Source organism: Eisenbergiella massiliensis (assembly GCF_003435485.1).
Map to the genome: position 1 here is coordinate 131,543 of NZ_QVLV01000007.1, position 13,690 is coordinate 145,232.

At 51.4% G+C, this 13,690-nt stretch carries 13 protein-coding genes; 1 reads left to right on the forward strand and 12 read right to left on the reverse strand.

Annotated elements, in window-relative coordinates; genetic code table 11:
* Window positions 1–317 precede the first annotated feature (317 nt).
* The 5 genes from DXC51_RS12015 to DXC51_RS12035 all read right to left on the reverse strand — a co-directional run bounded on the left by DXC51_RS12015 (window position 318) and on the right by DXC51_RS12035 (window position 5,779).
* The gene (locus tag DXC51_RS12015; RefSeq protein ID WP_021639859.1) at window positions 318–1,178 is read right to left on the reverse strand and encodes a hypothetical protein; all 861 of its coding nucleotides are present in this window, start codon (window positions 1,176–1,178) and stop codon (window positions 318–320) included.
* Between the two features lie 101 nt (window positions 1,179–1,279).
* Window positions 1,280–2,887: an ABC transporter substrate-binding protein gene (locus DXC51_RS12020; RefSeq protein WP_117544668.1), complete on the reverse strand. Its 1,608-nt coding sequence runs from the start codon at window positions 2,885–2,887 to the stop codon at window positions 1,280–1,282.
* Window positions 2,884–3,759 (reverse strand): carbohydrate ABC transporter permease, encoded by an 876-nt coding sequence (locus DXC51_RS12025; protein WP_117544669.1) that lies wholly within the window; start codon window positions 3,757–3,759, stop codon window positions 2,884–2,886. Before DXC51_RS12025 ends, DXC51_RS12020 begins: the two co-directional genes overlap by 4 nt.
* A gap of 13 nt (window positions 3,760–3,772) precedes the next feature.
* Window positions 3,773–4,663: a carbohydrate ABC transporter permease gene (locus DXC51_RS12030; protein ID WP_025491393.1), complete on the reverse strand. Its 891-nt coding sequence runs from the start codon at window positions 4,661–4,663 to the stop codon at window positions 3,773–3,775.
* Window positions 4,664–4,675: 12 nt separating this feature from the next.
* The gene (locus tag DXC51_RS12035; protein WP_117544670.1) at window positions 4,676–5,779 is read right to left on the reverse strand and encodes an ABC transporter ATP-binding protein; all 1,104 of its coding nucleotides are present in this window, start codon (window positions 5,777–5,779) and stop codon (window positions 4,676–4,678) included.
* A 225-nt stretch (window positions 5,780–6,004) separates the two neighbouring features.
* On the opposite strand from DXC51_RS12035, the gene DXC51_RS12040 reads away from it, so the two are divergent.
* Entirely contained in the window at window positions 6,005–6,832 is an 828-nt protein-coding gene (locus DXC51_RS12040) for a helix-turn-helix domain-containing protein (protein WP_147332362.1), read from the forward strand.
* A gap of 20 nt (window positions 6,833–6,852) precedes the next feature.
* On the opposite strand, the gene DXC51_RS12045 is transcribed toward DXC51_RS12040, so the two are convergent.
* From DXC51_RS12045 to DXC51_RS12075, 7 genes are all read right to left on the reverse strand, one after another.
* Window positions 6,853–7,671 (reverse strand): metal ABC transporter permease, encoded by an 819-nt coding sequence (locus tag DXC51_RS12045; protein ID WP_102289567.1) that lies wholly within the window; start codon window positions 7,669–7,671, stop codon window positions 6,853–6,855.
* Window positions 7,664–8,374, reverse strand: coding sequence for a metal ABC transporter ATP-binding protein (locus DXC51_RS12050; protein ID WP_025491389.1), 711 nt, complete (start codon window positions 8,372–8,374; stop codon window positions 7,664–7,666). The genes DXC51_RS12045 and DXC51_RS12050 overlap by 8 nt, the downstream gene beginning before the upstream one ends.
* Window positions 8,375–8,446: 72 nt before the next feature.
* On the reverse strand, window positions 8,447–9,514 hold the full coding sequence (locus DXC51_RS12055; RefSeq protein ID WP_117544672.1) for a metal ABC transporter substrate-binding protein: 1,068 nt from the start codon (window positions 9,512–9,514) through the stop codon (window positions 8,447–8,449).
* A gap of 37 nt (window positions 9,515–9,551) precedes the next feature.
* On the reverse strand, window positions 9,552–10,469 hold the full coding sequence (locus tag DXC51_RS12060; RefSeq protein ID WP_117544673.1) for a putative ABC transporter permease: 918 nt from the start codon (window positions 10,467–10,469) through the stop codon (window positions 9,552–9,554).
* 30 nt (window positions 10,470–10,499) lie between these two features.
* Window positions 10,500–11,270, reverse strand: a complete 771-nt coding sequence (locus DXC51_RS12065; protein WP_102289569.1) for a YlmH/Sll1252 family protein — start codon at window positions 11,268–11,270, stop codon at window positions 10,500–10,502.
* A 12-nt stretch (window positions 11,271–11,282) separates the two neighbouring features.
* A complete protein-coding gene (locus tag DXC51_RS12070; protein WP_021639848.1) occupies window positions 11,283–12,212 on the reverse strand; it encodes a TIGR03943 family putative permease subunit in 930 nt (309 codons plus the stop codon).
* A gap of 171 nt (window positions 12,213–12,383) precedes the next feature.
* The gene (locus DXC51_RS12075) at window positions 12,384–13,571 is read right to left on the reverse strand and encodes a CobW family GTP-binding protein (RefSeq protein WP_117544674.1); all 1,188 of its coding nucleotides are present in this window, start codon (window positions 13,569–13,571) and stop codon (window positions 12,384–12,386) included.
* Window positions 13,572–13,690: the final 119 nt, after the last annotated feature.

The window sequence follows — 13,690 nt, forward strand, 5'->3', positions numbered from 1 at the left end:
CATCATATCATAAAGCGGGTATTTTTCTGCAACATTATTGGCAAAAACATTGCGTATCTTGACTTTATACTCTGACTATATATTTTTACTTTATATTCTGGCTTTATACTTTTACTTTATATTTACACTTTTATATTCACTTCGTACTTTGGCTTTGCAGCTTCAACCGCCTTCCCATTCATCCGCAGATTACCATCAGGGCTGCTCCTTCTCCCTGTTCCGGATCAAAAAACGCCTCCCGCCATATCCTTTCCGGCGAAAACCGGAAAATACGGCGGGAGGCGCATTATCTTACTGCTTAAGCCCCGGGCTTCTGTTTATTTAACTACAGTAAGGGAAGTGATATGGGGATTTACGCCCTCATACCAGTACAGGAAACCTTCCATGTCAACGGTCTGGCCGATTTCCAGAGACTGTACAGCCTTGTATACATCGGTTGTTTTGTCACACAGGTAGGATTCCACGGTGAAGGTGTAGGTTTCTCCGTTATAGGAAACGTTGAAATACAAGTCGTCGCCTTCTGTACCGGAACCGTCCCAGTTATACAGGTAAGCCACATCATTGCCGTCGGCATCCTGTCCGGCAGCCTCTACCGTCATGCCCTTAAAGGTAACAAACTGGTTCTGATGGTCGATCAGGCCGTCGGTTCCCAGCATATCGGTAACATCCAGCGCGTCGGCGATAAACTCATCCCCTTCCACGAATTCAAAGGTTGCATCCATCAGCTCGATTTCTCCGGACCATTCTGACTTGTAGCCTGTTACACGGATCTTGGTTCCCGGAACAAGACGCTCATAGTCTTCCTCTGAGCATGCCATATTGTACAGGAAATAAGCGCCGTCCTTATCCTGGCTATAAACGGTGGCCTTATCCTCCCACCAGGACTGCTTTGCCTGGACATAAGTCTCGATTACCACCTGGGAATCCAGATCGGCAGCCATATACTCTTCATAGGTCATAACCCCGGCAGCGGCGTCTGCGCTGTCTGTGGTGACCGTCTCAGCCACCGTTGTGGTTTCTTCCACTGCAGCCGCCGGCGTACTCTCTTCCTGAGCGGTCTCTGCTGTGGTGCTCACTGCTTCTGAAGCAGCGGTTGCCGCCGGCTCCCCTGTCTTTGCACAGCCGGCAACGGCCAGTGCCATGGAAAGCGCAAGCGCAAGAACGATAGTCTTTTTCATAATTCTCTCCTTTGTGAATAAAGTTTTAAAAGCTGCAGGAACTCAGGTTTTCCAAGCCCCTTCATGAGTTATTATAGCTTAAAAATAAAAGAAATCAATGGTCATGTCTCATTTTTTCTTCTCCATCCAACAATCAGATAGGCCAAAATCAGTATCCAGGCCGCCGCAAGGGAGGAAAGCAGCGCCACGGCAGTGCCCGGGAGCGGACCCAGATCGGTTTTTGCGGTGGTCTGTGAGGCGCGTTCATTTAAGTGGTAAAGGGCCGTCACGTCGGAAAAAAGCTTGTCCATGTAGGCATCGTTGATCTCTTCCTTCCTCCTGGCGGACTTTGCCACATTCTCAATCAGCTGTCCGGCAGCGTCCCGCAGGGAAGCGGAGCCGTTGAATACCGGCGTGGTGAAGGTATCGTCCGTATGGGAAAGCAAAAGCTGGGAAGCCTTGATTTTCACGTCATAATAATTATCATTGTCCTCACCGGCCCGGGACAGATAGTCCTGATACTCTTTGGATTCCCTCGCGGTTCTGGTAACCGGCACATACCCTTCCGTCTCCGCATAGGCCGTCTGTACCCCGTCGGAAAGCAGGTACTGGGCAAAAAGCCAGGACGCCAGGACCTCCTGGGGATCCTCCTTATTGAAGATACAGACGGAAGGCCCCTGGGAAATCATCTGCGGATTCGCGGGATCAAACTGCGGAATCATCATCACCTCGGTTTCAAAATCCACCAGGGCTTCTTCACTGATATCGGTAAGAGGCGCATCGGTCCCCATCCAGGTAGCGCCCGCAGTGGAATCTATGGCAAAAATGCACTGCCCGGCATTTAAGAAGTTAGCCGGATAGCTGGAAATTTTGAAGGTGGAAAAGGCGCCGCTTTTCACATGTCCCGCGATGGTATACAGAAGCTCTTTGGCCGTATCGTTAAACAGTTCAATCCGGCCGTCCTCCGTGGAATACCCCGCCCCCTTCTGTTTCAGCATCTGAATCATCATATTGTCCGTGGACTTATAGAGGAAGGGAATCATCACACTCTGTCCGTTGACGAGGAAATTCCCGTCCGCATCCTTTTTCGTGGCGGCCTCTGAAACCTCCCAGATGAAATCCCAGGTCAGCGTTTCCGGCAGGGTATAGCCCAGAGCCTCCACATAAGTCTTATTCACATAGCAGGCCTCGGTGGAGCGCATATAGGGAATGGCATAATGGCGGCCGCCAAAGGAACACTCCTCCAGGAACTGTGGTATCAGCTCCTCCTGCACTGGAGAATCAAACCTCACCTCACTGCCACCCAGCCCGTACTTTTCATCCGAAAACAGGCCGTCCAGGGGAACCACCACGTTGTCTCCGGTGAGATAGGTTGCAATGTGATCCGGGTAGCTGATGCAGACATTGGGGGTGGTCCCGGTGGAAATATTGGTTATGACATCGTTATATATTTTCCCGTAATCCGTGTACAGCCGCAGGTTTACCGTGATGTTGGGATAGAGCTCCTGAAAATCCTCAATCGCCTTTTTATAAATATCCGTCTGCCTCTTATTGGTATCGTTTTTCGCCCAAAAGGTAATCTCATGCTGCTTTGCGGCATCAAAGGCCTCCGGCACCGTAAAGTCCGTGTTTTCCCTGGAACCATGACAGCCGGTAAGCAGGAGCGCGGAGACTATCAGCACAGCCGCGGCAAGCGCACCCGCCCGGCCCTTCTTAAATAAGCGCTTCATCCCTTCAGCCCTCCCCGTGACACACCGGCCATAATTTTTTTCCGGAATACTAAAAACAGCAGGATCAGGGGAATGGAAACCACCACAACCGCCGCCATCATTGCCGGGATATTCTCGCGTCCGAAGCCGTTTTCCCGGATTTCCTGGATTCCGCCGCTGACCAGATAGTAAGCGGGATCGTCCGTAATCAGCCGCGGCCATACGTAGGAATTCCAGCACTCGATTACCTTCAGGATGATGATGGTTATCAGCGTCGGCCAGCACATGGGAATCATAACCTTCCAGAGGAACTTGAAATCCGAGGTGCCGTCCACCTTTGCCGCCCGGTACAGCTCATCGGGCACCTGCTCAAAATTTTCCTTCAGCAGATAGATGTAAAAAACCGACGTAACCGACGGCAGGATCAGTCCCATGAAAGTATTGCGCATCTCCCAGGAGGTGATGGTCGCAAAGTTGGTGATAACCACCAGCTCGCTGGGAATCATCATCAGGGAAAGAAAGAGCGTGAAAATTACGTTCTTCCCCCTGAATTCCAGCCGCGCGAAGGCGAAGGCCGCCAAAGTGATGACCACTACCATAAGCGCCGTAGTGATGACCGAAAAAATCACCGTATTCACGAGGTAGCCGCCCAGAGGCACCTGCGTAAATGCATCGGCGTAGTTTTCCATGGTCGGCGACAGGGTGAAAAAGGCGGGAATGCGCTCCGCATTATAGGAGCCATAGCTCTTCACTGAGGTCAGGAGCATCCAGTAAAAAGGAAACAGGACGATAACTCCCCACAGCGAAAGCAGTACATATGTCACGATCCGTCCGATCCGCGCCCGCCGTTCGGCCCTCAGTTCAATTTTTTCAAAATCAGTCTGATTATCCATAAATCCGGCCTCCTCAGTAATGAACGTGTTTTTTGCTCACCAGCAGATTGATGCAGGTAATGGTAAGGACGATGGCAAACAGAATAATGGCCGCCGCCGAGGCGTAGGAGGGGAAGCCGCCGCTGTCGCCATAGAGCATGTCGTAGACGTAGCCCACAATGGTATTCATGCCCGCCGCATTCAGATCCGTGCCGAACAGCGCCACCGCATCGCTGTACGCCTTGAACGCGCCGATGAAGCCGGTAATTACCAGATAAAAAACCATAGGGGAAATCATGGGCAGGGTTATCCGCGTAAAGGTACGCAGCTTTGAGGTGCCGTCCACCCGGGCCGCCTTATAATAATCCTGGTTTACGGAGGCCAGCGCGCTGGTCAGGATCAGGATTTTAAAGGGCATGACCACCCATATGGTATAAAAACACAGGACAAACATCTTGGCCCAGTAGGGGCCGTCGATAAAATCAACGGACGGGCCGCCGAACAAGCCAATCAGCAGGTTGATGAGCCCGTCGGTATATTCTGTCTTCTGGAACAGAATCATAAATACCAGGCCCACCGCCAGCGTATTGGTCACATAGGGCAGGAAAAAAACGGTCTGGTACAAATCCCGCAGCGCCCTGATGGAGCTTAAGCCCAGGGAAATCAGAAGAGCAAGCCCCGTGGAGAGGGGAACGGTGATGATAACCAGAAGGAAGGTGTTTTTTACGGCCTGCAGGAAATAAGGATCGTGCAGCACATAGGAATAATTATAAAGGCCTGTCCCGAAATAGGTCTGGGAGGCGAAATTATACCCCTCCTCCGCGGAATAGACGAACACGTCAATCAGCGGATAAATCATAAATATACTGAGAAATAAAAGCGCCGGCAGAAGATACAGCCAGGCTTTCATGCCATGTCGGTTCATAAGCGGCTCCTTTTATCTGACCTGAAAGGGAATACGTGCTTCCGTCTGCGGGTCGAATAAATATACTTTTTCAGGTTTCAGGGCAAAACGGACCTTCTCTGCATCCGGGTCAGCCAGCTGCGTGGCATCCACAATCGCACGGAAGGAAGCGGCTTCGCAGTCCGGGTGAGAAGCTACGACGCTGCTTTCACGGCCCATCACCTCCACGCCCGCAAGGCTGCAGCAAAGAGGCCCGTCCTCCCGGAGCAAAAAGCCCTCCGGACGGATTCCGGCCAGCACCTTACCATCCGCCGCCCCGGGCACTGAAAGCACCGGTATGCCGCCGATACAGAGCTTGCCGCTGCGGACTTCGCCCCGGAAAATACCGATGGGCGGTGTCCCCAGGAATTTTGCCACAAACAGGTTCTGCGGATTGTCATAGACCTCCTGGGGCTTTCCAATCTGCTGCAGAAGCCCGTCCTTCATGACCACTATCAGATCGGAAATGCTGATGGCCTCCTCCTGGTCATGGGTTACGAACACTGTGGTGATTTTCGTCGCTCTCTGTATTTTACGGATTTCCTCCCTGGTCTGCAGGCGCAGCCTGGCATCCAGGTTGGAAAGAGGTTCATCCAGCAAAAGCACCTGGGGCAGCTTTACCAGAGCCCTGGCGATGGCCACACGCTGCTGCTGGCCGCCGGACAGCTCCCCGGGCTTGCGGTCCATCAATTCGTCAATCTGCACCAGCCTGGCGGCATCCTCCGCCCTTTTGTTCATTTCAGCCTGGGGCAGCTTGTCCTTTCCCTTCAGATTTTCCAGGGGAAAAAGGATATTTTTCCGTACTGTCATATGGGGATAAAGCGCGTAATTCTGGAATACCATGCCCACGCCCCGCAGCTCCGGCGGCAGTGCGGTCACGTCCCGGCCGCCGAAGAATATCTTTCCGGCCGTAGGCTTTTCCAGGCCGCAGATCAGATTCAGCGTGGTGCTCTTCCCGCAGCCCGACGGTCCCAGCAGACCGATTAACTGTCCGTCGGGTATTTCAAAGGTAAAATCATTGACGGCGATGACCTCACCGGGATTTTTTCTGTTCCTGTTTGGAAATTTTTTAGTGAGATTCTGCAATTCGATTTTCATGCCTCTCCTCCCTTCACACATTCCGAAGATCATTATATCGCATCCTGCCAAACAATTCCAGTAACAGTTCCGCCATTTTCCCACCTGCTTGACTTTCATTTTCCCGTGTATCATACTGTTTTATTATAGCCGTGAAGCCGTCTGCGCCGGGAGGAGATATGCGTGTCCCTTTCGTTTTCCCTTGCAGCCAGGCGCGGCAGCCACTGCCGCAGGGAGGATATATGGATGGTCGATGAAATTATAACCGCATATTACCAGCTGGATTCCGAATTCGGCTATGATTTTGTATATAATATAGATAACACGCCGAAAAATGATGCGGAATTCAAGCTGCATAATCATGATAATCTGTATGAAATAAATCTGTTTCTTTCGGGGAATGCGGAATTCCATATAGAAGGGAATATTTACAGGGCGCATCCCCACGATATTTTTATTGCCAGGCCTTATGAAATGCACCATAACGTGTTTCTGTCTTCTGATAAATATGAAAGAATCGTTATTTTTATCAGCCTGGATTTTTTCCACAGGAACCGGTGCGGGGAGCTGGAGGCCTTCTTCCGGAATCGTTCCCTGGGCATGGGCTGCCAGATCCCTGCGGAAATTGTGGACAGGGAAATGTACCAGCTGCTTATGAAGGTCAACCGGTATCTTCAGGAGGGCGCCTTTGAAATTGCCAGATGTGTGCTGTTGGAATTCCTGTATCTGTTAAACCATATCGGTGAGCCGCTGACCCTCCCCACGGTTGAGGATGAGCGGGTAAAAAACATTCTGCTGCACATCAATGAAAACCTGACCGGGGATCTTTCCCTGGACTGCCTGGCGGAGACATTTTTTATCAATAAATATCATCTCTGCCGGATTTTCAAGACAATAACGGGCTACACCATCAACCAGTATGTGAACCACAAACGGCTGCTACTGGCAAACGAGCTGCACAAAAAAGGGCAGTCCCTGCTGGAAGCCAGCACCAACGCAGGCTTTAACAGTTATGCCCATTTCTACAGAATGCATAAAAAGGAATTCGGGACGAACCCGCGCTCCCAACGCTGAAAGGCGTCCGTAAAGCCCGATTATTTTCCCCGCACCGCGCCGGCCAGCCAGAAAATAAAGTACAGCACAATATCCACAATGACGATGCTCGCCCCCGCCGGCGTTGCCAGGAGGAAGGAGACGGTCATTCCCAGGATAAAGCTGACGACGGATACGGCCACCGCGCAAAGAATCACGCTGCGGTAGCGCTTGCACACCCGCATGGCGGTGAGCGCCGGGAAAATAATCAGGCTGGAAATCAGGAGCGCCCCCATCATCCGCATGCCCAGCACTACCGTCACCGAGGTGAGCACTGCCAGAAGCATGTTGTAAAGGCCGGTCCTGATTCCCGTAGCCCTGGCAAAAACCGCATCAAAGGTCACGGCAAAAATCTTATCGTAAAACAGCAGATAGAGCACCAGCACGATAACGGACAGCACTACGCTCAACACCACGTCGCTTTTGCTCATGGCAAGAATCGATCCGAACATATAGCTGTTCAAATCCGAATTCATTCCCGTGGTCACGGACACCACCATAACGCCCACCGCCAGCGCGCCCGTGGAAATCATCGCAATGGCGGCGTCTCCCTTCAGCCTTCCGTTGTCGCTTAAGCGAAGCAGGATAAAAGCGGCCAGGATTACCACCGGCACCGCCACAGCCAAAGGCGCCATATTCAGCGCGGAAGCCACGGCCAGCGCGCCGAAGCCCACATGGGACAGGCCGTCCCCAATCATGGAATAGCGCTTCAGCACCAGGCTGACTCCCAGAAGGGACGCGCACAACGACACCAGGATACCCACCAGGAACGCCCGCTGCATGAAAGGGTATGAGAACATTTCAACAATATATTCAAGCATCCGCCAGACCTCCCAGAAATTTTTTCCCGAAGCCGCTCTTCCCATAGTCCTGTGTGGTTCCGAAAAAGTAGCCGCCATGGGAAAGGTGCAGAATATGATCCGCATGCTCCACCGCTTCCCTGATATCATGGGAAACCATAATAATCGTAATATCGTGGTTTCCGTTCAGATCATCCAGCATGGCGTAAAATTCCTCCGTCGCCACCGGATCCAGCCCGGTAATCGGTTCGTCCAGTAAAAGCAGCCGCTTGGTGGCGCACAGAGAACGGGCCAGAAGCACTCGCTGCCGCTGGCCGCCGGAGAGATCCTGAAAGCTCTTGTTTTTCAAATCACCGATTTTCAGAAGCTCCATGTTATCAACCGCTCTTTTTTTCTCCGCCGCACCAAAGCCCGGCTTCATTCCACGGCTGTTCAGGCAGCCGGAAAGCACCACCTCATAGACGGATGCAGGAAAATCCTTCTGCACCGCGTCCTGCTGGGGCACATAGCCGATCTGCGTGGCCTTCAGCCCGTCTCCCGTGACAATTTCACCGCCCGCCGGTTTTTTCAATCCCAGAAGGCCCTTGATCAGCGTTGTTTTCCCGGTGCCGTTCTCTCCGATGATACACAGGTAATCTCCTGCGTTCACCTGAAAATCAAGGCCGGATACCACAATCTGGTTTTCATATGCAAATGATACATTTTTACAGGTTATATAAGACATTTTCATTCCTTTCGGCCGCCGCTTCAGGGCCGGCTGGCTGTCCTTCGCCGGATGCAGGCAGGGCCGCTACAATTATTCGTTAAGCGCCAGCTTAAGCTGCTCCAGATTCTGCCGCATCAGCGAAAGGTAATTTTCCCCCCGCTGCATTTCTTCCCTGGTAAGGGTATGGCAGGAGTGCAGCATGGCGGTCCTGGCTCCGGTTACCTCAGCTATGGCATCCGCCACCTTGGCATTGGAAAGCTCCAGATAAAATACCACCGGAATATGCTCCTCCTTCACCTCATCCGTAAGGAAGGCGATGGTCGCCGCACTCGGCTCCGTTTCAGAGCTGCAGCCGGGAAAAGCCGCATAATAATCCAGGCCATAGGTTTTCACCAGATAGAGAAAGGGGAAACGGTCCCCAAAGATTACCGTATGGCGCTTTGCCTCTCCTATTACCCGGCGGTAATCGCTGTCCAGACTGCGCAGCTGCTCCAGATAGGCCCTGGCATTCTCCTCATAAATTCCGGCGCGGTCAGGATCGATGGAAATGAGCGTATCCCGGATTTTTTCCACAATCAGAATGGCGTTGGCAGGGGAGGTCCATACATGCTCATCATATTCCCCTTCCTCCAGATGCACGCCTGCATCCTCTGCAAAAGCCTCTGTTCCGCCGGCTGTCTCTTCAGCCGCCCCATTTTTAAGCGCCTCTTCTTCATGGTCATGATCGTGCTCCCTGGACTGCATACCCTCCGCGGTTTCCTCTTCCAAAGGCTCCACCCATTCCAGAAGGCTGTGGGCGTGGACACGGGAATCATTGCCTTCCAGCAGCTCCTCCACCCATACGTCAGATTCTCCTCCGGCATACAGAAACAGATCACTCTCCGTTATCCTTATGATATCCCGGGGCGTAGGCTCATAGGAATGAGCCTCCATTCCCGGTTTGAGCAGCATATCCGCCTCCACATAATCCCCGCCTATCTGACGGACAAAGTCATATGGCGGAAATATAGTGGTAATTACCTGTATTTTGGGCCTGCCGTCGGGAGCCGTCCGGGCGTACTCCTTTTCCTGCCCTGCCGCGCCGCAGCCGGCCAGAGTCAGGACCGTAAGAAAACACAGAATCAGCGGGACTATTATCGCTGTCAGTCGTTTCTTCATTTTTTTCCTTTTCTGTAACTGTCCGTATTCTTTACAGTTACCGTTTTCTTCTATATTCAGAAGCAGATTTTTTCAGTTCCTCCAGTGTATCATGGAATTTATGGGAAGTCATGGTGGGGTTGCCCTTCAGCATGTTTCTCTTGATGAAGTTATGGATAAAGGACTGCTCCTTTTCCTCTCCCACCCGTTTGTTTCCGATAAATCTGTCACGCAGCTCCAGTATTTCTTCTCTCTTTTCCTTCAGCAGCTCGGAAGCAGGAAGCGCTTCACGAAGCTGGGCAAAGGCCTCTTCTATTGTCCCCACAAGCTCTTCCCTGCGCTCCAGGCGTTTTTCCTTCTTGGCTTCCCGTTCGTCGTTTGCCACGGCGATAAGTACGTCCAAACGCTTCTGCATCCGCTCCAGCTCCTGCTTGGCCTGTTCCGCCTTAACAAGGATATCACGCAGATCCATGGCAACCTGGAAGGAAGTAACGAAGTCGGCGATAAAGTATAGCGATATCACCGCAACAACAAGCAGCAGCACTTTATGCGGAATCAACATGGCGATATGCTCCACCGGCTTATGGATGAACTGTGTCATTAGAATCGTAAGAAGCCCCCAGCAAAGCGTGGATTCCAGGCATATCTGCCCCTGGAAATTTAATTTTTTATGGGAATAATCCCAGTAACGCACCTTAAACAGCGCCTCCATCACCACCCCTGTCACATATTCCAGTACGGTGGCGCCGATACAGCCGGCAATATATATCCCGACCAGATTTCCCTTCATGGGGCTGGATACCAGGAGCATCATAATCGCTCCTGAACCATACAGGGGAAGAAAAGGCCCGCGGATAAATCCCCGGTTCACCAGTTTTTTCTGACAGATAGATACATAGGTAGATTCAAAACACCATCCGAAAAAGCAGTAAAAATAAAAAAAGAAAAGCCACTGTGACAATGTATAGTGATACATGCTGTTTCCTCCCTCGTATTCTCAAGGCTTTCAGCGGTAAACTCCCGCCGCGGCATTCAGCCTGCCCTTTCTGGTTTCCCCGGCAGCACCATAGTAAAGGAACCGTCCGTAGCCTCTTGCGCTCACCATATCCCCGCTTTTGAGCTGGCAGCTGTTGTTTTCGCAAAGCCTTCCATTGATGTATACCTTTTTTGTCCGGAAGAGCTCCAGGCTCTGATTCCTGGACAGCTGGTACAGCTTGGCAAGAATGGCGTCCGCCCGTTCGCTGGAAATGATGAGGGAAACCCTTTCCGGCTCCCTCACCGGCGCTTCCATCCCCTCCGCCGCCGTCTCACAGCGCACATTGGTATGCTTTACCTTCGTCAGGTTCTCACAAAGCCAGGGCGCGATCCGCTGGGTGCAGTAAACCCACGCATGCCTGCCTTCCAAAAAAATATCGCCCACCGTACTTCTGTCAATTCCCAGGTTCATCACTGCGCCCAGGAAATCCCGGTGGGTAAAATTATCCGCAAATTTTTCCAATAACGGGCTGACCTTCAGTGTCTCTATGGGATATGGTTCCTCATATCCCAGCTCTTCCGGAGAGCCGAAGCGGGCCATCTGCCTTTCACAGCCTTCGCTGCCGCCCCACAGGCTGAAGGAATAGCCCTTCTGCGTATTCATCGCTTCAAATAAGGCTTCCTGCTCCGCCATGGACAGGAAGCCTGTAAAAGTAAAAATATTCTGTCTGTATGATTTTTCTGCCAGTTCCAGAAAACGTTTCTTTAACTGCTGCAGATCTTTTTCTGTTTCAGCCGACATTTGTCCCCCTGATTAAACAAAGCTGATGACTTTTTCCTTGGGCGCTTTGGCCTTCACCACGCTGGTGGCATGGAGCACAGGTCCCTCTCCGCCGTAATCAGCCCAGTATTCCTTTGAAACCTTCGCGGTCACCTTCACCCAGTCCTGTTCCTTAAAGCTGTCCGCATCCCTGGAAATGCAGACAAAGCCCAGGAAAGCCATATCTTCCGCACAGCAGGTCATCGCCATGCGGCCCGGCACGAAATGATCCTTGGGGAACCCGTCCGGCTTCATGACCATCGCCGTAAACTGCACATTTTTTCCCACATAACGGTCAAGATGATCCAGGGAATCAATATACCAGATTCCATATCCCATATCGTCCAGTACAATGGGATCGCTGTTTAAATCAAACGGAAGGTCTTCTTCGAAAATCTCGTCAATTTCACCATTGCTGTCTTCAAAAATAATGTCCGCCTGCTGGTTGATGGCCTTTACGTTGCGCTTATAGCTGTTCAGATCCTCCAGCCCGTCGCAGCGGTTGAAAATAATCATCTCCGAATTCCGGAGCATTTCCGCAAGCAGAGACTTCATGTTGGTAAAATACATGGAAAAGGTGGACGCGTCTATTGTGGTTATCTGCTGCTCCACACGCCAGTGCCAGGGAAGCTTCATATTTTTAAAGTTCCACATGCCGTTGTATTCTATGATGATGCGTTCCGGTTTGATTTTTTTCTCCAGGTTCAATAGGTTCTCCGGGGTAAAATCCTCCTCGTTTTCGATAAGCTCCATCACAGTGTTGCTGCGCTTTAACAGCGCCGGATCATATTCATTTTCGCCCTCTTCACAGAGAATGAGCAGCGTCTTTCCCTTGATCTGAAAATAAGACTGATCCAGCGTATACGTAATAAATTCTGTCTTTCCGCTTTCCAGAAAACCATTAATGATATATACAGGTTTCACAATTATCCCTCCTGCATACCGCAGGCCTGCCTGCGATACTGCATCAATCAGCAGGTTGAAGGGAACCCTTCAGGCCTGCCATTTTCTTATCTTAATTTTTTGTAACTGCCCGTTGCCTTCACAATTACTTTTTACAGCTGTTCCGTTCCTTCACAGTAATCGTACGTTGCTTTATTTTCTGTCAAAAAGCTCCGCCAGCGCCGCTTCGTTCAGCTTGGATCCGATTACGCAGAATTTTCCGGTTACGTCCGGCTTTCCTTCTCTTACATTGCTCTCGCCGGGCACATAATCAAAGTATACCCAGGTTCCGTCCCCTGCAGGTACCATGCCCTTTGCACGGAGTACGAAGCCGTATTTCTTCTCATCCTCCAACGCTTCCAGGATATCGGAAATCTCATCCCTCGTGTAGGATGCAGGCGTTTCGGTTCCCCAGCTGGTGAACACCTCGTCCGCATGATGGTGATCATGGTGGTCATGATCATGTCCGCAGCCGCAGCTGCAGCCTTCGCCGTGATCGTGATGGTGGCCGTGGTCATGGCCTTCGTGATCGTGGCCTTCATGACCATGCTCTTCATGATCGTGATCGCAATGCTCATGGCCTTCATGGTCATGTTCTTCATGCTCATGGCCTTCATGGTCATGCCCTTCATGATCGTGATCGCAATGCTCATGCTCTCCATGGCAGCACTCCCCGTCGTGATGATGGTGATGGCCGGACTCCTGTTCCTTCAGGACCGCCTCCATCAGCTCCTTTTCCAAATCCTCGCCGCCTTCAATTGTTTTGAGGATATCCTTTCCGTCCAGCTGCTCAATAGGAGTGGTAATAATCGTCGCTTTGCTGTTGTGCTCACGAATCAGCTCCACAGCCTGCTGTATCTTCGCTTCTGATGCCACATCCGTCCTGCTCAGGATAATGGTTCCCGCATGTTCTATCTGATTGATGAAAAATTCACCGAAGTTCTTAATATACAGCCTGCACTTGGAAGCATCCACCACTGCAACTGCGCTGTTGATTGTTACCTCGCTTCCCATGTCCACATTCTGTACCGCCTTCACCACATCGGAAAGCTTGCCCACACCGGAAGGCTCAATCAGGATCCGTTCCGGATGATACGTATCCATAACCTCCTTCAGGGATGTCCCAAAATCGCCTACCAGTGAACAGCAGATACATCCTGAATTCATCTCCTTGATTTCAATGCCGGATTCTTTCAGGAAACCGCCGTCAATGCCGATTTCACCAAATTCGTTTTCAATCAATACTACCTGGCTTCCTGCCAGGGCTTCCTTCAAAAGCTTCTTAATTAATGTAGTCTTTCCTGCTCCCAGAAAACCTGAGAAAATATCTATTTTTGTCATATTACACCTCTCTCTCCGCTGTGACGGCTCTTAAGCCTGCAAACACCTGGCCCGGGTCCCGGCCTGTATTACTCAGCTCAGCCTGCGGCTATTTTATATCATAAGGATGCCTTTGATCG

Bases quoted from the DNA above. Each gene is read 5' to 3' on its own strand.
- DXC51_RS12015 (WP_021639859.1), bottom strand. From the start codon at position 1,178: ATGAAAAAGACTATCGTTCTTGCGCTTGCGCTTTCCATGGCACTGGCC.
- DXC51_RS12020 (WP_117544668.1), bottom strand. From the start codon at position 2,887: ATGAAGCGCTTATTTAAGAAGGGCCGGGCGGGTGCGCTTGCCGCGGCT.
- DXC51_RS12025 (WP_117544669.1), bottom strand. From the start codon at position 3,759: ATGGATAATCAGACTGATTTTGAAAAAATTGAACTGAGGGCCGAACGG.
- DXC51_RS12030 (WP_025491393.1), bottom strand. From the start codon at position 4,663: ATGAACCGACATGGCATGAAAGCCTGGCTGTATCTTCTGCCGGCGCTT.
- DXC51_RS12035 (WP_117544670.1), bottom strand. From the start codon at position 5,779: ATGAAAATCGAATTGCAGAATCTCACTAAAAAATTTCCAAACAGGAAC.
- DXC51_RS12040 (WP_147332362.1), top strand. From the start codon at position 6,005: ATGGTCGATGAAATTATAACCGCATATTACCAGCTGGATTCCGAATTC.
- DXC51_RS12045 (WP_102289567.1), bottom strand. From the start codon at position 7,671: ATGCTTGAATATATTGTTGAAATGTTCTCATACCCTTTCATGCAGCGG.
- DXC51_RS12050 (WP_025491389.1), bottom strand. From the start codon at position 8,374: ATGTCTTATATAACCTGTAAAAATGTATCATTTGCATATGAAAACCAG.
- DXC51_RS12055 (WP_117544672.1), bottom strand. From the start codon at position 9,514: ATGAAGAAACGACTGACAGCGATAATAGTCCCGCTGATTCTGTGTTTT.
- DXC51_RS12060 (WP_117544673.1), bottom strand. From the start codon at position 10,469: ATGTATCACTATACATTGTCACAGTGGCTTTTCTTTTTTTATTTTTAC.
- DXC51_RS12065 (WP_102289569.1), bottom strand. From the start codon at position 11,270: ATGTCGGCTGAAACAGAAAAAGATCTGCAGCAGTTAAAGAAACGTTTT.
- DXC51_RS12075 (WP_117544674.1), bottom strand. From the start codon at position 13,571: ATGACAAAAATAGATATTTTCTCAGGTTTTCTGGGAGCAGGAAAGACT.